At 61.7% G+C, this 22,199-nt stretch carries 22 protein-coding genes; 9 read left to right on the forward strand and 13 right to left on the reverse strand.

Annotated features, from left to right (window positions below; all coding sequences use genetic code 11):
* Positions 1 to 117 precede the first annotated feature (117 nt).
* Positions 118 to 924, forward strand: a complete 807-nt coding sequence (locus tag AC3WJR_RS17455; RefSeq protein ID WP_492726550.1) for a hypothetical protein — start codon at positions 118 to 120, stop codon at positions 922 to 924.
* Between the two features lie 952 nt (positions 925 to 1,876).
* Here the strand turns inward: AC3WJR_RS17455 and AC3WJR_RS17460 are convergent.
* Positions 1,877 to 2,161, reverse strand: a complete 285-nt coding sequence (locus AC3WJR_RS17460) for a hypothetical protein (RefSeq protein WP_492726552.1) — start codon at positions 2,159 to 2,161, stop codon at positions 1,877 to 1,879.
* Between the two features lie 18 nt (positions 2,162 to 2,179).
* Here AC3WJR_RS17460 and AC3WJR_RS17465 point away from each other — a divergent pair, with 18 nt between their 5' ends.
* Positions 2,180 to 2,641: a hypothetical protein gene (locus AC3WJR_RS17465; protein ID WP_492726554.1), complete on the forward strand. Its 462-nt coding sequence runs from the start codon at positions 2,180 to 2,182 to the stop codon at positions 2,639 to 2,641.
* Between the two features lie 40 nt (positions 2,642 to 2,681).
* Here AC3WJR_RS17465 and AC3WJR_RS17470 read toward each other — a convergent pair whose 3' ends face one another.
* Complete coding sequence (locus AC3WJR_RS17470; RefSeq protein WP_492726556.1) at positions 2,682 to 4,013, reverse strand: AAA family ATPase; 1,332 nt, start codon at positions 4,011 to 4,013, stop codon at positions 2,682 to 2,684.
* A gap of 426 nt (positions 4,014 to 4,439) precedes the next feature.
* Here AC3WJR_RS17470 and AC3WJR_RS17475 point away from each other — a divergent pair, with 426 nt between their 5' ends.
* Positions 4,440 to 5,738, forward strand: coding sequence for a hypothetical protein (locus tag AC3WJR_RS17475; protein WP_492726557.1), 1,299 nt, complete (start codon positions 4,440 to 4,442; stop codon positions 5,736 to 5,738).
* Positions 5,739 to 6,042: 304 nt separating this feature from the next.
* Here AC3WJR_RS17475 and AC3WJR_RS17480 read toward each other — a convergent pair whose 3' ends face one another.
* From AC3WJR_RS17480 to AC3WJR_RS17490, 3 genes are all read right to left on the reverse strand, one after another.
* Entirely contained in the window at positions 6,043 to 7,992 is a 1,950-nt protein-coding gene (locus tag AC3WJR_RS17480; RefSeq protein ID WP_492726559.1) for a hypothetical protein, read from the reverse strand.
* A gap of 112 nt (positions 7,993 to 8,104) precedes the next feature.
* Complete coding sequence (locus AC3WJR_RS17485; RefSeq protein WP_492726561.1) at positions 8,105 to 8,491, reverse strand: hypothetical protein; 387 nt, start codon at positions 8,489 to 8,491, stop codon at positions 8,105 to 8,107.
* Between the two features lie 41 nt (positions 8,492 to 8,532).
* Positions 8,533 to 9,183, reverse strand: coding sequence for a hypothetical protein (locus AC3WJR_RS17490; RefSeq protein ID WP_492726562.1), 651 nt, complete (start codon positions 9,181 to 9,183; stop codon positions 8,533 to 8,535).
* A 904-nt stretch (positions 9,184 to 10,087) separates the two neighbouring features.
* On the opposite strand from AC3WJR_RS17490, the gene AC3WJR_RS17495 reads away from it, so the two are divergent.
* Together AC3WJR_RS17495 and AC3WJR_RS17500 are read left to right on the forward strand one after the other, a co-directional pair.
* Positions 10,088 to 11,236, forward strand: a complete 1,149-nt coding sequence (locus tag AC3WJR_RS17495; protein WP_492726564.1) for a hypothetical protein — start codon at positions 10,088 to 10,090, stop codon at positions 11,234 to 11,236.
* On the forward strand, positions 11,233 to 11,628 hold the full coding sequence (locus AC3WJR_RS17500; RefSeq protein WP_492726566.1) for a hypothetical protein: 396 nt from the start codon (positions 11,233 to 11,235) through the stop codon (positions 11,626 to 11,628). The genes AC3WJR_RS17495 and AC3WJR_RS17500 overlap by 4 nt, the downstream gene beginning before the upstream one ends.
* Before the next feature lie 108 nt (positions 11,629 to 11,736).
* Here AC3WJR_RS17500 and AC3WJR_RS17505 read toward each other — a convergent pair whose 3' ends face one another.
* Genes AC3WJR_RS17505 through AC3WJR_RS17515 form a run of 3 tightly spaced genes read right to left on the reverse strand, consistent with a single transcriptional unit; the run spans position 11,737 to position 12,756 of the window.
* Positions 11,737 to 12,129 (reverse strand): barstar family protein, encoded by a 393-nt coding sequence (locus tag AC3WJR_RS17505; RefSeq protein WP_492726567.1) that lies wholly within the window; start codon positions 12,127 to 12,129, stop codon positions 11,737 to 11,739.
* 49 nt (positions 12,130 to 12,178) lie between these two features.
* Complete coding sequence (locus tag AC3WJR_RS17510; protein WP_354282995.1) at positions 12,179 to 12,469, reverse strand: hypothetical protein; 291 nt, start codon at positions 12,467 to 12,469, stop codon at positions 12,179 to 12,181.
* A gap of 2 nt (positions 12,470 to 12,471) precedes the next feature.
* Positions 12,472 to 12,756, reverse strand: a complete 285-nt coding sequence (locus tag AC3WJR_RS17515) for a hypothetical protein (protein WP_492726569.1) — start codon at positions 12,754 to 12,756, stop codon at positions 12,472 to 12,474.
* 181 nt (positions 12,757 to 12,937) lie between these two features.
* Between AC3WJR_RS17515 and AC3WJR_RS17520 the strand changes: the two genes are divergently transcribed.
* From AC3WJR_RS17520 to AC3WJR_RS17530, 3 genes are all read left to right on the forward strand, one after another.
* Positions 12,938 to 13,843: a PEP-CTERM sorting domain-containing protein gene (locus tag AC3WJR_RS17520; protein WP_492726571.1), complete on the forward strand. Its 906-nt coding sequence runs from the start codon at positions 12,938 to 12,940 to the stop codon at positions 13,841 to 13,843.
* A 69-nt stretch (positions 13,844 to 13,912) separates the two neighbouring features.
* A complete protein-coding gene (locus tag AC3WJR_RS17525; protein ID WP_492726572.1) occupies positions 13,913 to 14,239 on the forward strand; it encodes a YnfA family protein in 327 nt (108 codons plus the stop codon).
* Positions 14,240 to 14,441: 202 nt separating this feature from the next.
* Positions 14,442 to 15,677 (forward strand): glycosyltransferase, encoded by a 1,236-nt coding sequence (locus AC3WJR_RS17530; protein ID WP_492726574.1) that lies wholly within the window; start codon positions 14,442 to 14,444, stop codon positions 15,675 to 15,677.
* On the opposite strand, the gene AC3WJR_RS17535 is transcribed toward AC3WJR_RS17530, so the two are convergent.
* The 3 genes from AC3WJR_RS17535 to AC3WJR_RS17545 are packed head-to-tail and all read right to left on the reverse strand — an operon-like array spanning position 15,660 to position 17,859.
* A complete protein-coding gene (locus AC3WJR_RS17535) occupies positions 15,660 to 16,412 on the reverse strand; it encodes a fatty acid desaturase (RefSeq protein ID WP_492726575.1) in 753 nt (250 codons plus the stop codon). The genes AC3WJR_RS17530 and AC3WJR_RS17535 overlap by 18 nt on opposite strands.
* On the reverse strand, positions 16,409 to 16,876 hold the full coding sequence (locus AC3WJR_RS17540; RefSeq protein ID WP_354282984.1) for a sterol desaturase family protein: 468 nt from the start codon (positions 16,874 to 16,876) through the stop codon (positions 16,409 to 16,411). The genes AC3WJR_RS17535 and AC3WJR_RS17540 overlap by 4 nt, the downstream gene beginning before the upstream one ends.
* A gap of 53 nt (positions 16,877 to 16,929) precedes the next feature.
* Positions 16,930 to 17,859 (reverse strand): phosphatase PAP2 family protein, encoded by a 930-nt coding sequence (locus AC3WJR_RS17545; protein WP_492726577.1) that lies wholly within the window; start codon positions 17,857 to 17,859, stop codon positions 16,930 to 16,932.
* Between the two features lie 199 nt (positions 17,860 to 18,058).
* Between AC3WJR_RS17545 and AC3WJR_RS17550 the strand changes: the two genes are divergently transcribed.
* Positions 18,059 to 19,684, forward strand: a complete 1,626-nt coding sequence (locus tag AC3WJR_RS17550; RefSeq protein ID WP_492726579.1) for an alpha-L-fucosidase — start codon at positions 18,059 to 18,061, stop codon at positions 19,682 to 19,684.
* A 44-nt stretch (positions 19,685 to 19,728) separates the two neighbouring features.
* Here AC3WJR_RS17550 and AC3WJR_RS17555 read toward each other — a convergent pair whose 3' ends face one another.
* Both AC3WJR_RS17555 and AC3WJR_RS17560 read right to left on the reverse strand, forming a co-directional pair.
* A complete protein-coding gene (locus AC3WJR_RS17555) occupies positions 19,729 to 21,279 on the reverse strand; it encodes a cation:proton antiporter (RefSeq protein WP_492726715.1) in 1,551 nt (516 codons plus the stop codon).
* Positions 21,280 to 21,371: 92 nt separating this feature from the next.
* Positions 21,372 to 22,157: a 3-keto-disaccharide hydrolase gene (locus AC3WJR_RS17560; protein ID WP_492726580.1), complete on the reverse strand. Its 786-nt coding sequence runs from the start codon at positions 22,155 to 22,157 to the stop codon at positions 21,372 to 21,374.
* Between the last annotated feature and the right edge of the window lie 42 nt (positions 22,158 to 22,199).

Here is a 22,199-nt window from a genome sequence, read left to right on the forward strand (position 1 = left end):
CGGATCCAATGCCCGCTTGGTGGGAACTGGATCAGCCTTCGAGTGAGAAGATTAGCTAGCGCGATCATTGCGGTTGTGAACCTACAGGGCTATGCAATCTCCCAGGGACGGAGGGGGATGGCAAAGCTAACATCGAACATAATGCCTACCGCAAATGGTTTGGACCGATTTAAGCGTGTCTACTTCAAGCGATTGAATGACGTTCATCTCGGAACGCAACTGACATTGCGGTCGCTGAAGAGCCTTCGCGAGACGATGGCCACGCAGCGAGCAAAGGGTTCGTACCGTCACTTCGTCGTACCCTCTGGCGGAACAGCGGTCGGCCGAATTCGACGCGATCCGAAGCAGGTGGCTAAGCTGCTCGATAAGCTGGTCGCGAACGACGAATGTGCGAAGGCCATGCTGCTGTGCGTCGGCATCACTGAGGATTACCTTCACAACGTCATGAGGATGATGCTTCGGGCTTATCCTGAACGCCTCGCACACGGGCCGAAAGGTGGCGCGTCGGAAGGGACGATCATGCTCGAAGAACTGCTCCGAAAGGGACGTGACGAGATAATAGAAGAGCGGATCAGGCAGCGCCTGTACCGCGTGCTGCATGCAAAACCGGCCGACTACCTATCTTACTTGTCCGCAATACTGCAGCTGAAAATCGATAACGAGACCGTTGGAATGTTCAGTGAGGCCAAGGCAACCCGCGACGTCATCGTTCACGCCAACGGGTGCGCAAACGTGCTCTATCTTGAGAAGGCTGGGCCACTCGCTCGCGCGAAAGACGGCCAGCGCCTCGATGTAGGACAGTTGTATTTCAACGCGTGCGTGTCGACCATGAAGCGGCTGATTGGCGAGATCAATGATGGCGTAACCGCAAACTGTCAAAGCGACACGCTGATTCTGTCCGCTGCCGAAAAATTTTTTAGCTAGTCCTTACTGGGCGAGGGTCCCCCAGAAGCAGTTTGCTTTGTGCTTCAGTGCTTCGTCTGATCTGAACCTTCAAGACCGCACAGATATTGAGCATGAGGAAGGGGGGGGGCTGCGAAGCCCTGAATGCTAATTAACGCATTACTTGGATCAATTTCCCATGCCTTGGCGGCTATAAATTTATGTCAAAAGCGGTGCCCCCTCTGGTACCACTTTTCGGTGTCGTGGCGCAGCTTCGTAACGCCGAAGCTGATGGGGACCTGCCTAACATCACTCCCATCGATTGGCTGGGTAGCGACGAAATGCGCAAAGCTACATCCTTGGAGCTCGAGACCGATCAGGGCCGCGAGAAGTTAGGCGGCGACAGGGCGAAGTCTGGCAAGCACGCGCCTCTCTACTCCGCGCGACGGGCATCGCGACTGATAAGCTCAGGCACGCCGCCGGCTACGAAGTTGACGCAGTGATCGCGGCGCCTGGCCGGGCGTTCCTAGTCGAGGTAAAGACTGGGTGTGTAGCAACCGATGTCTTCGGCGGCATCGGGCAGCTTCAGCTGTACCCCACACTGCTGCCAAAACTCGACAATCACGAGCTATTACTGCTGCTTTCAGTGTTGCCGCAACCTGAGCGGATAAATGCGATCGGGAGATGCGGGATTCGCCTACATACCTAACGCCGACATATGACCGTGGGTAGGAACTCGAATTCGACGCGGACGTCCTTCTTATATGTGACCTTTATTAAAGGTCGTTTACTTGGAGGCCCGGCAGTTACGGTTGACTGCAGTGGACAGACCTTAAACTACTACAGCGAACTTTCAAACGCGTTAACTGTATCATAAATAGTTTAAATTGTCTATTCTGCCTTATACAACCACCAGATAAGCTATAAAGACTTAGGTTCTATTTAAACTATAACAATATTAGTATATTTTGTAGTATCTGATCAAGCGCCTCGGTCATGAAGCGACTGACCATCCGGGTTCGGGAAAAAGGCACTCATTCAGTCCACGGCCGAAAAATGATCTTATCGTCGTAACAAACCGGGGCAGGGTTTCCGTGATCAGCGGCGCGGTATCCCGAGCAAGATCGCGATAGGCCGCATCGAAGAGCTCGTCGTCTGTAGCTCCTACTCCAGCATCGATATAGTCGAGCAGAGCTTGGTCCAGCGCCCGCAAGACAGTGCGTCGGGCATTCTTCAGTCGGGTGCAATTAAGACCAAGATAATCAATGGTAATCCACATGCGAACGGGGTCGAGGCCATGAGCGACGCAATCATCAACTGGGCGAAGCGATCCATCGTCGTCTACGGAGAACATGGCCGGGGACTCTGGCATGTCTTGAGGGCGATAAGGCGCCACTCCGCCTATGCCCAAAACTGGGTCTTCGTTCCCTTTTTGCGCGCCACAACTGCGGTTGGGACCTGGCTCTGGATCGCCAGTCAGGTCCATGTCGTCGGCAGGAAACCTTTTCGAGCCGCCCAAGCATCCGAGCTGCAGGTTATCGATCCCGAAGGTCCACCGGGTGGACGGCGGTACATCGAGCGACTTGGGCCGCCAGTGTTCCACCTCGCGCGCGTCGGTTGCGACGCTGGTGACGAGCTGAATCTCGCAGAAAGCGCACACGCCACGCTGCCGATGATGCAGCTCAGTGCACAGCTCTTGGTATGCCGGGCGTTGCTCGTCCCGGAACTGGCGCCAAGTCGGCGTGCGCGCATTTGCTAGATACTGGGCGAGGAGCGGCGAATGCGCTGGCAGCGGCGAACTAGGCTTCACCTGTCTCTCGCCGCTTCTGAGCTGCAAAACGCCGCCGTTCTAGGTCAAGCGCGCCGAGCACCGGGTCGTCTGGGGACTCGTTCCGCAGCTCCTCGATCAATGAGCAGGCCTTACTCGAGTCCCACCTGCCTTGCGCGACCAGCGAGCGGTATTCCTCAAGCAGGCGTACAAAATCGGATACCTCGGCGGGCGGGCGCTCCTCGACTCCCATCACTTCTGACATGAGGCGGCCCGATTCTGCGCCAGATGTGGAAGGCACCTCCTCCTTCACTAGGTGGCCGTTCCGCCACTTAAGATTGAGAATGTTGTGCGTCTCGATCGTTGTTAGGACCTGCGGACTGTGGGTCGACAAGATGAACTGAACCTCAGGGAACATTTCGCGCAGGCTGCTGACAACTAGCTGCTGCCACCTTGGGTGGAGATGAAGGTCGATCTCGTCGATCAAGACCACGCCGGGAACGCGAAGTGGGTTAGAGACGTCGGGATTAAGGTCGGCCATCCGGCGCGCCAGGTCTATAACGAGCGCGAGCATTGCTCGGTAGCCACCACTCAGTTGGTCGACTGATAGGCTTTCTGGCGGACGGCCGGGTAGCTTGGCGTCAAGCATCATCCGCGGCGGCAGCCCCACCATGCGAAGGTTGTCGAGTTCAGGAACTAGCTTCGATACCGCATGCCGGACCGCGTCGAGCCTTCGGTCTCGGTACCTCCCTGCGGCTTCGCGGTTGCTGCGCAGCTCCCAGTTTTCGATCGCCTCGAACCACTCGACCGCCTCGTCATAGACGGCGCGGCTATCAAGCGCCCCGGTGTAGCCGCCGACCCGGCCGAGTGATCCGGCAAGGCGCTTTGCGTGCGCCGCGGAACTCGCCGTTCTGCGTGGCGGCGTTGCGCGATCAGCACCGTAGCTAGCGATGATCGGCACAACAACGTGGTCTTCGCTGAGCTGTTCGCGGTAGGGATACATTGCTATGCCGCGCGTCTCGATGCGTACAGTCCGACGGCGAGGGTTGTCATCAAGCATGAACTGGCACTGCCAGCCGCCATCTTCGGTCTCCACGCTCAGAGACATGTGCCGTTCACGTGAGACCTCGCCCATCGGATCAGCTAGGCCAGTGACGCGGAAATCCTTAGGCTCGACGCTCCTAGAGAGGCGGGGATGGCCGCCATCGATGATGGGCGAGAGCGCCGCTGCGATTGCATCGAGGATAGCCGTCTTGCCTGCCGCGTTCTCGCCAACAAGGACCGTTAAATAGCGGTCGAGAGGCACCTGGGCATGCTCAATCGCCCTGAAGTTTTGAATCTCGATCGACTTCAGACGTAGCATTCCCACTCCCTCACTAGCTGGTCCTAGCAGAGCGGTTCGAATTATGCGACGGCTCTAAGCGGCTATCTTCGCGATTGGCCAGCTCACTTGCAAATCGGGGAACTCCTGCACATCCCGCGCTTGATGGCCTAAATGTCAACGTCTAGGTTCTAGCCGCCGCATCGGCTACGCCAGCATTCGACCAAAGCCGGTTGTTTACTCCACTTCCGATAAACGGCGGGTAATGACGGGAAGCTGCCGATCAAATAGGTCGATTAGCAAAAATTCTCAATAGTTGCCGTCAGCTCAAACAGTTGAAGGGCATTTTCCAAAGGCGTCCAATAGAAGCTTCGGCGTAACGTAGCGCTTCGCCTTGGCTGCGCTTAAAACTCGTTTATCAAGGATAAGGATGGCGTACGGGATGGCCTCGGGAGGAACAATCGTGCAATGATGTTAAGCTTCGAAGAAATGGTGGCACGCTGCGTCGCCGACGAGGCGAAGGTGCATATTCGTGAGGCGGTGCGCTGCTACGAAGCTGGCGCCTATCGAGCGGCTATAGTTTCTGCCCATGTTTCAGTCTGCTTCGACCTGATCGCCAAGTTACGAAGTCTCGCCTCGGGCGGCGATAAAGCGGCTGGCGTGCTGGCGGCCAAGCTTGATAGCCTGCAACAGCAGCAAAGCGGCGGCAACCAAGATGCGATCAAGGGACTGCTGGAAATCGAACGCAATCTGCTTGAAGATTTTCGCGACAAATTCGATTTCTTTGGCAGTCAGGAATTTGAGGAACTCAGCCGCCTGCGTGCTGACCGCAACAGGTGCGCGCATCCTACCTTTTCGCACAATACGCTGCCTTACGCCCCGGCTGCGGAGTTAGCACGCCTACATATCCGCTCGGCGCTGACATATGTACTCTCTCAGCCACCCAAGCAGGGAAAGGCGGCGCTCGCCAGTCTGCGGGCCGCGATCCTTTCACCATATTTTCCGACCGCGCGCGCTGATGCTGTCGAACGCCTTCGCGGCTCGGAGATCGGCAGCGCTCGGGAGGTCCTTGTTCGCGCATTCGTCGATGACCTTGCGTTCGGCTGGCCGGACCCAGCGAGTCCATATCACGCAAATTTCAACGTGCCTTTAGCGCTTGAGGCAACTGTCGAATTGCATCGTATGATCGCAGTTCCGCGCCTCGTGACCGCGGTCCAGAAGCTCGCACAAAACGGGGGCGAGGAAGCTGTTCGCTTTGCTGGCGCGATGGCTGCGCGACTTCCGGAGGTTGCCGAGCAGGTGGATGATGCAACCAAGGCTATTCTAAAAACGTGGATTGTCCATGAAACTTTTGAGGACAAAGGCACGGCGGTCAAGCTCGCGCTGCAGGTTGAGTGGTGGCGCGTCAGCGCGCTCAAGGCTTTGGAAATGCTGAGCACCGCGCAACTTCGCGAGGTTAATGAACCGTCACCTGAGATGGTCACTCGCGCAGCGCAGCTCTATGGAACGGCTACGAACTGGAACGACGCTAACAAAATTGCGGTTGAAGTGGTAAATCCGTGGGCCAATCGCTTTTCACCTGCTGACATCGAGCATGTTTTCGAGCGTTCGCAGAACGGTGCCGACCTCATATGGAGCCACGGCTTCCGCGAATTCATTCGTCTGCTTTACGACCAAAATCCCATTATGAATGCTGATTTGGAAGCGTTGTTGTACGCTCATGGGCTGGGCAATTACAAGCGAGTAGATCAGATCGAAGAAGCTTGATGACTCGACTTATGTCAGCACGTGGTTCGCAATCAATGCGCTAAGGAAGGGATCTCTATTCCTATAGTCGAATGCTCGGCGGGGAATGATCGCTGCCTGTCAGAGATTTTGCCAGACCCCGGTCAAACGTCGATAACATCTGTAGAAAGGTGAGCGTCTGCTCTCACCCAATATTCTTACTCATGTCCCACGATGGGCATCCGACTCTTTACCACGAAGTGCAGCAGTAGTCGACCAACATGCACCTTTTCGAGATGGCTCACTCGACGCGTTGGACACCTTGCCGCATGTTCAATCTGGCGGGTTAGTGCTTCTCGTCCCGCTTGGTGACAGAAATTTCAACTTCGACTGTCGGAAGTTCGAGCAGCGTGCGTGGCAATGAGCCGGGGCGTCCTTCAGCTTTCGCGACGAGCGCGGCGTACGGGTCACCGACGCGCAGCGCGAAGGCATCAAAGGTCAGCCAGTCGGCGAGCGAGCGCGAAGCGGACGCTACCGTCGACCGCGCGAGTTGGCTGCCAGAGCCTTGGTGCTCGGAGAGATCGGCCACGAGCTGAGTCGGGATCACCGGGATACCGCGGCCACCGAGCAGCGGACCGTGGAAGAGATATACACTCGCCTTGGTCTGCTGCTGGAGTGCTCTGCGCTGCTCGAGGTTGATGGCGAACGATGCGTCCCAGGTCGGTTGGACGACCGCGTCATGATTACGATATAACCTTTTAGCCTGGACCAAGGTGACGCGGCGCCCGAGCGACACGCCCTCAAGGATCGGGTCGACGATTAGGCAGAGGTCGGCGGCAAACTTCTTCGCGCCCCGCACGCCCTTGTCGCCCTCCTCGCCGCGATCGACGTTGCGGTAGCGCATCGTCACTGCCGTTCGATTGGGCGCGGAGGCGGCGCGCGCGAGGGCTTCGAGCGCATGATCGAGATCGGCAAAGCGGAGTGATAGCGTGGTGAAGAGCGAGGCGAGCAGACGGTCCTCCCCCTCGTCGCCATGGCTCTCGTAATCCTTGGCGGCGCGCATCTCAACTGCGGAGATGGTCTGCTCGATTAACCGCTCGACGGCGCGATCGCCGAGCCAGGTGCGCGCCGGCTCTTCGGTAAGGGGCGTGCTGCCCTCCATTGCGGCAACGCTCTGAATGAGCCCGGTCGCGACCGGCAGCGCCGGCACCGTCAACGCCTCACCAAACTTTGCTGCGCGCACCGACCGAGCTGCATAGCGCACTATGCGCACCGGGTGAGTCTCGAGCTCCAGCAGCCAAGCGCGATCCCCCGCGTCCGCAATCGCGACCGCCGCATAGTTTGCCAGCTCGGCCACCGCGCCGTCGCCCGACCAAAGCAGTGCCTCGATGACGGCCCGGCGGAGTGTGGAGTCGTCGCCTATTGCCGCGCGCAGGGTGTCGACATAAGCCGCTCGCACTTCAGCCGGGCGCGAAAGTAGGCTATTGTCTATTGACCCAACGGACGGACCGACCAGCTGAAGAAGGATCGCAGCGACGTCTCGTAATTTGGTAAGCGGTGCAATGGCTTGGGCGACCTCGAGTCGGGCAGCGATCGTCGTCTGAGATTCTCGACTGGGGTCGCCCGTCTTCTCGAATACGGCGTGCGGTTCGGCATAGTCTGGGCGCGCCCGCAACATTGTCTGTAGCACGACCCAAGGCGACCACCCCTGACCGCGGCCGATCGCTGCGAAGAGAGAAAGGGTAAGCGTGGATTCATCAGGTTCGCTGACACGGGTCCGTTCAGCGAGCGCGTCGATCAGACGGCGTGCGTCGGCGGGGGTCGCGGGTTCGAGGAAAGAGAGAAGTTCGTCGGGTTCGCAATAATTCTTCGGATCGACGATGGCGGCGATGGTCAACGACAGCAGCGCGGGCTCATGAAGCAGCCGGGGGAATGCCCCGAAGATCCTAACGCGATCGGATGTGTCATTGACCACCTTGGCGGCCAGTCCAGGCACCAACTCGGACCAGCGGCGCTCGACATGTGCGATCAGGGCGGCGACCATCTCCCCGACGTCGACGCGGGGACACCGCCCGATGCTGCTCAGAAGAGCGCCGACCACTTCGGCATCGACGTGGCAATCGGAGCGAGGGTCGTTCAGCGTGCGGATCGCGGCCTTCAGCTGCGGGACAGTCAAGTCGCGCTCGTCTTGCAGCACTATCCTGCGACGACTGCGACGGGGGGGCTTAGCGCGATCGGGGAAAAGAATGTCGACGACAGCAATCAGTGCGTCGAGATTGGCGGTCTCAGTCTCCAACAAGTATCCCCATTGCCGACGGTTCTTTCTGACGTGGTCCGCGGCTAATGAACTACACGTGGCACAAGCACGGAAGCCGCACCAGCACGAGAAGCAGCGACCAGCTCTTATCTTAGCCGACTTCCGCCCGCTGGATCGCGGACGCAGCCTTCTCCACCCAGGCTGCGAGTCGATCGCCATCGAAGAGTGCGGCATCAAGCGCACGTTTCCATTCGGGATGTTTCTCTTCCCAGCGGTCGATTGCCGTCTTCGGCAGCTGCCTGCCGAGATAGAAGACCTGGTTCTTGATCTTGGCAGGCATCGCCGCGCGGACCTGTTGCTCGTCGCGCGGCAGAAGTGCGCAGTAGGTTTTGGCGAGCAGGCTGACACTATGAAGGTCGCCCTCGCGAGCGAACAGCGAGAGCTCGTCCAGCGTGGCGCCTGCGCGCCTATTATAGTCGGGCGAACCGGTCAGCAGCAGGGCTTGGGCTATGCGCTCGGTGGGGGTCTTTTCGGTCATCTGGGGCCTTTCCGCCGCGCGGTTGATTCGCGGTAGATGCGTTAGTCAGTTGCGCGGTGATGCCGTGTTGCCGTCTTCCGAACGGAGTCGGTCGGCGCCGGCAGCGTGGTCCGTACCGGCTCGATCAGCTGGACTGCGCCTGTGACGTGCTGCTCGACCGGCTTGGCCTGTTCGTTCCCAAATGGATTCAGGTCCGGGCGAAACGCCCAGATCGTCATAACGATGAGGACGGCAAAGAGCGCGGGAAACAGGAAGCAGAGCACCTTGTAGCCGACCTCACCGTTGCGGACCTTGTCCCAGTCCTTCTCAAGGCGGATCTGAGCGGCATCGGCGACCAACTGAACCTGGGGAAAGACATCGATTGCGGTGGTCGGGTTGGCGATCAACACGGTGCGCATGTCATCCATCGCAGTCAGAACAGCTGCCCACTCGTGCTTGTCTGGGTTCTCGCGGAGTCTGATCCGGTACGCCGCCTCTTCGAGCGTGGTGAAGTCGGCTGCTCGAGTGGTCGACGACTGTTGCCGCGCGAGGCTAAGTACGGTCGCACCCCATTTGGCAAAGTCGGCGCGCTGATCGTTAATCCACGCTTGGCGGAACTCCGACACCTTCATGCCGCGGTTAATGATCAAAGTGAAGATACCGACGATGGCGGTGATGACCACCGCGACCGTCAACCCCGAGCCGCCGTCCATAGATCCTCGTTTCCATCCCGCAGTGCTCTTCGGCGTAGCGAGCGGTAGGCGTTAAGCAATCCCTCCGCCGGCGTCCAGCGCTGTCCGATAAATGTTCAGATCTACTGTTCGACAAGCTGGAAAGAACCGCAGGTATGTCCCACCTCTTGCGGTTTCTAAGTTTTTTGGCTGCCTTTTGAACCTCGCTGACTGCGAATCATGGGTCAAATTCCATCCCGTGATGCAATTTTCGTTCCGCAATCGTCTTGCAAGCCACGAGGCTCGCGCTTTATTGCCTCTGGGACATATGCGGGGTGTGCGACCTCGGCTTCGGAATGGGGCGACTGATCCCGCGCTTCTCCAACAGGGGGTATTTTTGGGGGAGTGCGCTTGCCTTTCTCGCAATAAGACTAAGTATTGCTACTGATAAGTAAGATATTCGAGTCCTGTAAGCGGACTCAAATTGGGTGCCGCTGAAAAAATGAGGAAAAATCAATTTATGGACAGGAAATCGACGTCGACGACCGGCACGCATCCTGTAAGCGGCACCAGTCTTTAGACTACTCTACCTCGTACAGGACGATGAATGGTATCCGATAGAGGTGCCATGGCGTTAATCTTGACATGTTGGAAAATGTTGCTCAAATGTTCTCGCTCCTGAAACAGGCGGGGGCGCTAGATGGACATTTCGGCAGAACAGCGGCAGAACTTTTCTGTGTGGCTGCGGACTGGGCGGTGGCCAAGCCGGGCCGGTACGCGTAGGCTCGAGTTCAAATTCAAGCCGTATCATGATCCAGCGAACGGGCAGTTCACGACTGCCGATGGTTCCGGCACCACGGCCAGCTTTACGTCCGCCACTCGCCGGGGACACCCGGGCTGAAAAGTTGCGTATGTTAGCGACCCTGACAAGGCTCCGATCGCGACAATGGCCGAGGCCGACGCGTGGCGTGCGAAGGAGTTGGCCAAACACGGCAAAGATCCACAATATGCCGCGGCGATCGAAGCTCGCTATCAAATATATAGAGATGCGTTCTTGCGCCCTCCGGCGGATGGACCGTCGCTTCGAAACACAGCGCCTTTAGCCAATTGGACGCCGGTAACCACCGATAGTGTTTCTGCAAATGTCACAAGCGCCGCCGGTGAAGCTATTGGCAGCCGCTTGGTAGAACACAGTCCAACGTCGGTCGCGGCATCGTTCCAACGCATTTTGTCACAGCTAGGATTGAACCCGCTTCAGGTGTTCAAGCAAATGGCACCCTTCGCCGCTGTCGAAGCTGAGGTCATTGTAGGGCGGGGCAGCAATAGCCGGGCGTTCGAGGATCCGATGACGCTTGAACAGGCTGTGCCGGAACTTCGAAATGCATTGGGTAACGCGGTGATAGCGGTGAGCGACAATCTGCTAGATCTGACCGGGCCGGCAACCGCGTTCAAAGCACAATTCCTGCAGGACCAGACGAAGCAGATAACTGCTCAAATCAAGGCGCTCGATCCGAACTGGCATTATGATGAACTTGGTCCGACCGACGCGTTTGGAACTCAAATTGCTACGGTTCAAGGGTTGCAGGCGAAGTTCGACGATTTGCGTATTCAGCGTGCGGCGGTCGTCGCGCGATTAAAAGGCGATTATGGGCCACTTCAGGTTGAGACGTTGCGCTTCGTGCAGCAGAGGGTCGACAATGCTTATGATGATGGAGTCGCATTGCTGAAGGCAGGCCGACTCATTCCACGTCTCTCGAATCAAGAGGCGGTGGGAAACTATGTCGATCGAGAAGTGCGAAGAGATCTTCGGGTGCGTTATAGTCAATTGGGTATCGACCCGAGCGGAAAGGGACCAGTGCGGGTGAATCCAAGAGAATACGACAGCTTGGGCACCAATCTTACATACCGGCGGCCCGATGCACGTGTGAATGACGTCGCGTTCGACGTGTCACTGACGCAAAAGACGCTGGGGACACCGCAAATTCGCGGCTTCTTCAATACTGACTTTCAACCGCGCCGGGTCATCATTATCCGTGCGCGGCAGCTCGGCGCCGATCACACATATGTCATCCCCCACCCGAAGACGAAGCGATGACCCGACCCAATCCTTACTTTAACCCCAAGCCGTATATCCCGGCTTCGCTGAGCGAGATTAACGACCAACTTGGATCGATGATCTTGCACGCCCCTACATTCATCGACCGGACTCTCGTCTTCCCCGATCGAAACATCCACAGCGAGTTCGATACGCTGGTCGGAGGCTTTGACGTCGTTCGAAAAAAGCTTGGTGAGGAGCGTTATTCCCTTCTGATCGATTTGGCTGCGCGCGCCAAGGCATTCTTCGCGGCAGATCAGGACGACACTAACGGCAAGACCGATGAGGGACGGGTGCTTCTCGTCGAAATTGAGGAGGTATTGCGCGATGCGCGCCGCAGTCGCGTCAAAGCGAAGTTGCCCGACGACGATGGCGATATCAGCGGCGACTGATGCAAATTCTCCGATGATGTAAGTGCCCAGCATTGTTCCCTGCGGGGCACCAGTCGTAAAACCAGCGGTCACCGCGAGTTACCGTCCCGTTCACGGGGCCCCAATCCGTCAGCCGGAAACGAGATGGATGTTCGGGTGCTCGGCGATGATTTCGAGGATGGTCTCGAAGTAGGTCTGGCCAGTGCCGTTTTCCAGCTGGGAGATTTGACGGCCAATCCGTTCGGCGTCGTACAGATCGGGGCGTTCCAGCTTGGCCTGCAGGAATGCGCGCGTGGCTTTCACGCCCAGGCTGCAACGGGCAACCGCGATATCCCGCCACACGAGCATGATCGTCTCGCGTCCCTTAATGGCACCATAGTCGCCTCGGAGCATGTCATCGAGCCCATCCAGGCTCTCGCCGAGCGTCCAGTCTTCTCCTGCCATGAACACGCGGTTGATCTCCGCGTAGAACGCCGGAATGTCGTGGATGCCGCAGCCGATGATCGTCAGCGTCTTGGTCACCAGAAACCTTCCCCCAAGTGCTGATGCCGCGTCGAACGCGTTCCGAGGCTCACCCCGAAACGTCGGCAGCGGTGAGCAGGATGGGGGGCTCCCCGCCGAGCCGGCTGACGAATTCCCGCCGTGCGAGAAGATGGATGTCAGGCTCGAATTCGACGAAACTGTCGATCGCAGTGTCCCGGTCGATTCCGTCAAGATCGGGGTTGGCGAGCTCGATCAACGCCTCTCCGGTGATCAGGAATTCGACCACGCCGAGGTCGGTGTGACCCAGGAAGAGGATGCCGTTGCGCTCGGCGAGCCATTCATACTCGCCACGCTCGAAGCGAACGCTTGCAGCCGCCATCCCTAGCCCCCGTCATTCGCGCTGGGCAACAGGTCGACGAGCGCTGCGATCCCGTCACCTGCGAACGTCGTCAGCGATGTGCCGTCGATCTGCGAGGCGCGCTCCGGGGTGAGCACTGCTGCGTTGCGATGTTCGGGATCGAGCGCGGTCCAGGCACGAACCGCGCCCTCTAGGCTTGTCACCTCGGCCAGATCCGCGTCCCCGCGCGGCACGTTCTCCAGCGCGGCGCTCATCCGCCAGTCGATCTCCGGCGTCTTCGCGTCGTCGCCCCAGGTCGCTTCCATCATGTTCGCTCCTCGCGGTCATCGCCGGCCGAGCCGACGTTCCAAAGGGTCAAGCGCGCACCGTCGGCTGCTTGTTCCGACGGCGGCTGGCGCGGAAGCGGGCGCGACCTGTACCGGCGTTGCGATCATTGCAGCACTCGGGCAGGAGCCAAAGCCCAGGTTCGATTTGCAGGGGTCGGAAAGAATGAAGATCTTTGGTCGCATGGGTGCGATCCTGCTTGCTGCCCTTGGTACGACACCGGCGTTCAGCCAATCGGCCACCAGCGACGCGCGCACACCTCCGCCGCCCCGGACGGTCCTGTTCGTGGGGAACAGCTTTACCTTCGGCGCTTCCAGCGACGTGTGGCGCTACCGATCCGATAGCGTCGAGGATCTCAACGGTACCGACGTCGGGGGCGTGCCCGCGCTGTTCAAACGGTTCAGCGAGCAAGCCGGGCTTTCCTACCGCGTCACGCTGGAAACCGAAGGCGGCAAGACACTGCGCTTCCATTATGAGGAGCGGCGCGCATTGCTCGACCGCGCATGGGACCATGTCGTCCTGCAGGAATATAGTACGCTGGATCCCGACACGCCGGGCGACCCTGCGCAATTCGGGGCGTACACCGCGCGACTGACGCAGATGTTTCGGGCGCGCAACCCATCGGCCGACATCCGCCTGACCGCGACGTGGAGCCGCCCCGATCTGGTGTATCGCGATGCGAGCCCGTGGCGGGGACAACCGGTCACGGCGATGGGGATCGACCTCGACCGTGCCTATCGCGCGGTGGTTGCCGCGACCCCGGGTGTTCGGGCGATGGTTCCGGTGGGCCTCGCGTTCAATGCGGCGATCGGGGAAGGGGTCGCCGATGCCGATCCGTTCGACGGGATCGATCCCGGCAAGATCGACCTCTGGGGCCCCGACCAGTATCATGCGAGCACGTTCGGCTATTATCTGGAGGCGCTGATGGTGTTCGGCAGCATCACCGGGGTCGACCCACGGACGCTGGGCGCGGGCGAGGCGGCGGCGCGCGATCTCGCGATTGCGCCCGACACCGCCAGCGCGCTCCAGGCGATCGCGGCGCGGCAACTGGGGGCGAAACAGACGCGCTGACGGTGCCGTGGCACGCACCGGCATCGGTTCGGTCTTTCCTTGCGCCATCGCTCGGCTACACACGCCACCATGCAGTCCATCATCCTGTACATCGGCGCCGCCGTCGCGGAGATCGCGGGGTGTTTCGCGTTCTGGGCATGGCTGCGCATGGACAGGTCGGCATGGTGGCTGGTGCCGGGATGCGCAGCGCTCGTGGCATTCGCGTATCTGCTGACTCGGGTCGATGCATCCGACGCAGGCCGTGCCTATGCCGCTTATGGCGGGATCTACATCACCGCGGCGGTGCTGTGGCTGTGGCTGGCCGAAGGCGTGCGGCCTGATCGGTGGGATCTGGCGGGGGCGGCGCTTTGTCTCCTTGGCGCAGCGGTGATCTTTTTCGGGCCGCACCGCGCCTGAGCCGGGTCGCGGAGGGCGTCGGATCCTGCCGCGCTCCCGCGGGGCATTGCGATCCAGAATCGCGTGCATCGACTTTTCGTCCGCACGCAGGTAGGTCTGCGATCGCTATCTTGCTTTATTGCCGCGGAAACACCGTCACGTATCGGCAGCGGCAACAGCGGAACGCCGCGTAACCCCTTCGTTCGAAATCTGCAGGTTCGTGATGTCCGCTCCTCGTCATATCGCGATCATCGCGCCGCCGACGCCGGGGCATCTGAACCCGTTGCAGGTGCTCGGCACCGCGCTCGCCAGGCATGGCCACCGCGTCACGGTCGTCCATCTTGCGGCGGTGTCGCGGTTCGTGACGACGCCGGAGATCGGTTTCGCCGCGCTCGATGGGTCCGGCGCACCTACGGCATCGATCGATGCCTATCTTGCCAAGCTCGCCGATCCGACCGGCCCGGTCGGGCTTACGCGGATGATCCGCAGTACCGCGGCGATGACCGCGACTCTGCTCGACGAGGCACCCGACGTGCTGCGCGCGATCGGCGTGGACGCGGTGATCGCCGATTCTGCCGAGGCTGCGGGGGCGCTGATCGCGGAGCGGCTCGGCGTTCCGCATGTGGTGAGCATCACCGGCCTGCCGCTGCTGCGCGAGCCGGACGTCCCCCCGCCTTTCTTGGGCTGGAAGTATCGGCCCGATCGGATCGGTCGGTTTCGCAATCACGGTGGGTATTTCGTGTCGGACCTGTTGTTGCGCCCGATCACGCAGGTGCTCGCATCCCGCCGTCGTGCGTGGAACCTCGATGCACGCGCCGCCACGCGCGGCCGCCTGTCGATCGCGCAATGCCCGCAGGCGCTGGATTATCCGCGATCGGCCGCGATCGTTTACGGCGGGCCGTGGCGCGCGACGATGGACGTGCCGGTCGATCTTCCGTCCGATGGGCGGCCCTTGGTGTTCTGTTCGCTCGGCACGCTGCAGGGGGGGCGGCGAGGGCTCTTCGCGACGATGGCAGAGGCGTGCGCGATGATCGGTGCGCGCGCAGTGATCGCGCATGGCGGCGGGCTGAGCGCGGCGGAGGCGTCCGCGCTGCCGGGGGATCCACTGGTCCGCGCGTTCTGGCCGCAGGAGGCAGTGCTGCGGCAGTGTTCCGCGGCGGTGCTCCACGGCGGGTTCAATTCGGTGATCGACGCGCTTGCCGCGGGCGTGCCGATCGTCGCGCTGCCGATCGCGTTCGAACAGCCTGGTACGGCCGCGCGGCTGGTGCGGGTCGGGGCGGGGCGGGCCGTGTCACCGCGGGGGCTGACCGTGCGACGTCTGGCGGCGGCGCTGACCGACGTGATGCAAGGTGCCGGCTACCGGGCGGCGGCGGCTCGGCTGGCGACCGAAATGCTGTCGGCAGGGGGCGCGGCGGAGGCCGCCGCGCGGATCGATGCCGCGCTATCGACCCCCGATTGAACTCGGGAGCCGCCACCACGGAGTCCGCGGGCTGAGGTGGTGCTGGTGATGATAGGTTCCGAAATGGAAACACGTCATCAACGAGACCAGCGGGGATAGCGCATTGCTGCGGGCGTTATGCGCATCGGCGAACGGTGTGTCCTCGTGGCGATGCGGCAGATAGGTGCCGAACAGGAACAATTGCACCAGCGCAAGAAGTGCTGGGATCGCCCAGAATACGACGATGTTGAGGAGCGAAGCGCCCAACAGCATGTAGACGATCGCGGCGACCGTGATGCGCAGGATCTGCGCATGGGTGTAATAACCGAGGAAGAACCGGAAGAACCACGGCCCTGCGCGCCGTGGTTCGCCTGCATGGAAATCGGGATCGTCCGCGGTGCCGGGTGCGGCGTGGTGCGCGTGATGCTTGGGAAACAGCGCGCGATAGGACAGCCCGGCATAAGCCGCGAGACACAGCGTACCGACCACCGTGTTGACGCCGCGTCGGCCGGGCATCAGCGAGCCATGCATACAATCATGTGCAATGATGAACAGGCCGGTGCTGAGCCATGCCTGCACGAGGATCACGGGCACCGCGAGCAACACCGTCATGGCGTTCCACCGCCAGAAGAAGATCGCGCCGACATGGATCGTCAGCCATGCCAGCCCGATCGCGGCGGCGAGCAACAGGCTCGTGCGCGCATCGCCGTCGCGCGAAACAGGGTTGCCCGTGTCGGCAGCGGACAGCACGCTCATCGCTCGTTCCGCTCCGCAAGTTGCCGCTTGAGCCGTGCGGGATCGGGTGCGAACAGGAAGCCGAAACTCACGCCGCCGTCCTTGCCCTTGACGGCATGGTGGAGCCGGTGCGCCTGAAGCAAGCGCTTGGCATAGCCGCGCCGCGGCACCCAGCGCGAACCGAACCGCTGATGGACGAGCATGTCGTGGACGAAGGCGTAGATGCCGCCGTAAACGGTGATGCCGAGCGCAGCCCACCACAAGGGCTCCCACAGCACGCCGAGCGCGAACAGCGCGATCACGAGCACCGCGAAGGTCACCGCGTAAAGGTCGTTTTTCTCGAACGCGCTGTCATGCGGTTCATGGTGCGACCGATGCCAGCCCCAGCCCCAGCCGTGCATGACATATTTGTGCGTCGCCCAGGCAAAGCACTCCATGAACAGCACCATGCCCACTACGATCGCCAGTTTGTCGTACCACGCCATTCCAAACTCCGAGTCTCGTTGCGGCAAGCCGGAGTGTGTCTCCTATCGCCGGTCTACCCGACGTGGCTAGCCGTTGTCGGCAGGTTTCCGCGCCAGCCGATCCGCCGACGGGCCATCCACGGTGCGGCCGACAGTGACAGGACCGCCATGACCAGCCCCGCCAGCACATCGACCCCGTAATGCCCGCCGAACACCGGCGTCGCGAGGATCGTCACGCCAGCCCACACCGGTGTGACGAACCGCCATCCGCGAACGTCGCGCTGTGCCCAGGCGAGGATCACCGGCAACGTCGCATGATAGCTCGGAAAGCTGACGATGCCCATAAGCTGCGTCAGGTCGATCATCCGCCACGACCCGTCCCGAAGCCCGAGGATCATGTCCCGTTCGATCCAGGCCACCGACGGCCACAGAATATGATACGCGGCTGGATCGAACACGTTCCCCAGTGCGGGAACGATGCCCGAAATCGCGATGGTCGCAAAACCCCCAAGGATCGCTGCAGCAACCGCGGTTCGCAGCGTGTCGGCGCGGTCGGTTGCACTGAGCACGACGATCGCGACGATCATCTGTAGCGTCAGGCTGTGATAGGCGAGCCCTCCGATCCACAGCATCACGGGCGACCGGTCTGCTGTCGCGAACACCGCAGGCCAGTCGAAGCCCAGCGCCACGTCCCATGCGGCAAAGCTATCGTCCCACAACGGTCCGGCTCGCGCCGCCAGCGCATAGGCCAGCACCACGCCGATCACCGTGAACAGCGTCATCTGTAGGAATGCGGTGGCTCCGGCCGATAACCGCGGACGGCCCGTGCGCGATCCGATCACCATTCCGGCGATAAGGGTCAGCAGCCCGATCCCGAGCGGCAGGACGCTGGCGGCGCGTACATAGAAGCCGAGATCGGCGGAAACGAAAAGGCAGAGGATGCCCATTGCGCCGATCAACCACCAAGAGGCTGCGTCGGTGGTTTGCTCGGCTGGAACTTTCATTGGCGGTGCAACGCGGCATCGGTCCCCCGGTGCCGCGGCAGGCAAAACAAAACAGGTTGTTTAGGGGCGGTGCAGTGCGAGCACTTCAGGCAAGCAGTCCAGAATTCTCGCTAATGCAAAACCTTTCTTGCTTGTGCGAACGGATCGATCCCGTATCTTGTCCGACAAACGCCGCGCAAGCCGGCAATAGGAGACGATAATGATCGTTGATCGCCGATCGATGCTGTCCATGACGGGTCTGGGTCTGGGTGCCCTGGCGACAGGGGTGCGCGCCGCGCCTGCCGACGGGGCATTCCGTCCAAATTGGCAGTCCTTCACCGAGCATTACCGCGCACCCGACTGGTTCCGCGATGCCAAGTTCGGCATGTGGGCGCACTGGTCCGCGCAATGCGTACCCGAGGCCGGTGACTGGTATGCGCGCGACATGTACCTGCAAGGGTCGCGCGCGTACGATCATCACGTCGCGCATTACGGGCATCCGTCGCGCACCGGCTTCATGGAGATGTTCCCGCGCTGGACCGCGAACCGCTGGGATCCGGCGCGGCTGATGGACCTGTATCAGCGCGCAGGCGCGCGCTACTTCATGGCGCTTGCCAATCACCACGACAATTTCGACACCTATGCGTCGAGCCATCATCCGTGGAATGCGACCCGGATCGGCCCGCGTCGCGACATCATCGGGCAATGGAGCAAGCTGGCGCGCGATCGCGGGCTGCGGTTCGGCGTATCCAACCATTCGGCCCACGCCTGGCACTGGTTGCAACCGGCCTATGGTTATGATCCCGAGGGCCCCCTGGCAGGCAAGCGCTACGCCGCGGCGTGGCTGACCAAGGCGGGCGGACGCGGGAAATGGTGGGATGGGCTGGACCCGCAGCAACTCTACACCGGCCGCACCATGCCAATGCCCGACGGGCTGCGCACGATCAAGGCGGCGAACGCCTGGCACGAAGCGCACGACCGCGTGTGGACCGAGGCTGCGCCTGCCGCCAATCCCGCCTTCACGCGCAACTGGTCGCTACGCTGCAAGGAACTGATCGACCGGTATCGCCCGGACATGGTGTATTTCGATAATTTCGACCTGCCGCTGGGGCAGGCGGGGCTCGATATCACCGCCTATTTCTACAACCAGTCGATGCGCTGGCATGACGGCCGCAACGAGGCCGTCGTCACCGCAAAGGGCACGCCGGTCGGCCGCCGGATGGGGATCGTCGACGATGTCGAACGCGGCGTCCACGACGATATCCAGCCATATCCGTTCCAGACCGACACGTGCATCGGCAACTGGCATTACGACCGCGATCTGTATGACCGCGACGGGTATAAAACCCCGGCGAAGGTCATCCATACGCTGTGCGACGTGGTCTCGAAGAACGGCAATCTGATGGTCTCGGTGCCGATGCGCGGCGACGGCACGATCGACGAGAAGGAAGAAGCGGTGGTCGAGGGGATCGCCGCATGGATGGGTCGCTACGGTGCCGCGATCTACGGAACGCGCCCGTGGCGGGTGTTCGGCGAGGGGCCGACTAGCATCAAGAGCGGGGACTTCAGCGAAGGCAAACCCACTTCGCCTTATACCGCCAGCGACATTCGCTACGTGCGCAAAGGCACCGCCGTCCATGCCTTCGTGCTGGGCTGGCCCGAGAATGGCGTCGCGCGGCTACCCGAACTCGCCAAGCGCGGCACCGTTCGCCGCGTGACGCTTCCCGGTTCTACCGCGCCGCTCGATATCCGGCAGGGAAGCGACGCACTGTACGTCACTTTGCCTGCCGCCCGTCGCGACCCGATCGGCGTTGCGTTGGTCGTGGAAGGCGACGGGCTGGTTTGAGCGGTTTTTGCGGTCGCGGCATTTCCAGGCCGCGACCGCAGCGCTCAGGCCGACCGCAACATGTTGTCCGAATAGGACCGCGCCTCGACTTCCGACCAGTCGAGTTCCTCGAGCAGCCGCCGATACACATCTTCCGCAAGGTCGCCGCTTTCGCGCATCGTGTTGAGTTCGGCACGCTGCTGTTCGAGGACCTTGAGGTGGAGCCGGTCGAATTCCGACGGCGCCTGGGGATCCTCCGCGTTCGACGCCACGTCATGCGCCGCGCCGTAGCGTACGCGGAGCGCGTTGGCCGCATCCGAGGTGTCGTCATCGTCGAGCGCGTGCAGTCCGGCATGGATAACCTGCCGCCGTGCAGTGCCGATCTTGGCCGCAAGCCCCGCATCCTCGTCGGTGCCGAACCATCGGATCAAGGGCCCCAGCGTCAACCCCTGAACCACGAGTGTCCCGATCACGACCGCGAAGGCGGACAGCACGATCAGATCGCGCCCGGGCAAAGCATGCGGCAGCGCGAAGGCCGCGGCGAGCGTGACCAGCCCGCGCATTCCCGACCAGCCGAGTACCAGCGACGCGCTCCACGGCGGCGGTTCGGGAAGCCATGCGGGCGCATAGCGGCGAACGATCACCCCTTCGATCGCGCGCACCAGGAACACCCACGCCAGCCGGACGACGAGTACGGTGACGAGCACCAGCAGCGCAAAGCCCAGTGCGGGAAGGCGCTCGGATGGCGACAGCTTCGAGACGATATCGCGCGACTGCAGACCCATCAGCAGGAATGCCACGACGTTGAGCACCAGCACCGCGGCGGCCCACACTGCCTTGGACTGGATCCGGTCGCGTGCCGGTTGGCCGGCGGGGCGGCGTTGCGCAACCAGCAATCCGAACGCCACGACCGCGAGCACCGGCGACAGGTGCAGGCGCTCCGCCGCTAGCCAGATCGCGAAGGTAACCGCAAAATCGGCGAGGCTCGACCCGAGCGTGCCTGCGAAGATTGGAACAATCCGAAGGTACGCCCATCCGCACGCCAGCCCGAACAGCGCACCGGCGGGGGCGGCGGCGGCGAGGACCCACGGGGTCGCGGCGGTGTCGGTATGGTTTGCCATCGCCACCGCCAGCCCGAACAGCAGCAAGGCCGTCGCATCGTTGAGCAGGCTTTCCCCCTGCAACAGCAACATGCCCCGGCGCGGAATGCCGATTTCCGACAGAACCGCTTCTGCGGCGGCGGCGTCGGGCGGTGCCACGATCGCCCCCAGCGCGAAGGCCGCGGCGAACGACAGTCCCCCCGCTGCCATGCCGACGACCGTAACCGCCGCCGTGGTCACGATAACCGCGAATACCGCGAGCGACACCAACGGAAACCAGTAGCGCCGAAGCCCACGGAGGCTGGTGTGATACGCCGCATGGAGCAGTGCTGGCGCGATGAACAAGGCCAGCGCAAGCTGCGGATCGACCGCGATATCGGGCACGAACGGCAGCAGCGCAAAACCGATTCCGGCGGCCGCAAGAAGCGTGGGGTAGGGGACGTTGAGTTTCCGCGCGAGCGCAAGCAGCAGCAAGGCTGCGAGCAGGATCGCGTCGAGGCTTTCGAACAGATGCATCACCGTTAACGGTCAGTGACGCAAACAGGTCCCCTTTCTTCCGAAGGACGCGTCGGCCAACCGACGCGCCTCCCGTCTTGCTCGAGCCAGGATTACTTCAGATCGCGGATCCAGATCGAGCGGAAGCTGATCGGTGCGCTGGGGTCGCCATGGTCCTGCAGCTTGATCGCGGCGGGGCCATGCGCCTTATACTCCGGCGCACCGATATAGCGGGTCTGGCCCTTCAGCGCGACGTGGTTCTGGACCAGGACGCCGTTGAAGAAGACGGTCGCATAGGCGGGGCTGGTGAGCTTCCCGTCCGCGCCGAACACCGGCGCAGTCCAGATTACGTCGTAGCTCTGCCATTCGCCGGGGGCGCGGGTCGGGTTGGCGAGCGGGATGATCTGCTTGTAAATGGCACCCGCCTGACCGTTGACATAGGTCTTGTTGCGGAAGCTATCCATGATCTGGAGTTCGTACCCCTCGTCGCCCTCGCCGGTCGAGGCGAGGAACAGCCCGCTGTTGCCCCGAGCCTGCCCCGTGCCGGTGATGTTGGCCGGAACGCGCCATTCGAGATGCAATTGATAATTGCCGAACTTGCGCTTGGTCTCAATGTTGCCGGTGCCCTTGCGCACCGTCAGCACGCCGTCGCCGACTGTCCAGCGTGCCGCGCCCTTGTCCTTGGTGCTGATCCACTGGTCGAGGTTCTTGCCGTCGAACAGCACCAGCGCGTCGGCGGGGGCGGGAACGGACGGTGTCGGCGCGACGACCACCACCGGGGGTTCGGGCTGCCAGACTTCGGTTGCCTCGGGGCGTTGCTCGGGAGCGGTCGCGGCTGGAGTGGCCGGCGCGGCCTGCGCCAGCATGGCGACGGCGAGGAGCGAGAGCGTTGCGGTCATAGGACCATCCTTTCCAATAGCGGTGCCGCAAGGCGATGCAGC

It is taken from the genome of Sphingomonas sp. FW306-05-A, assembly GCF_058782275.1.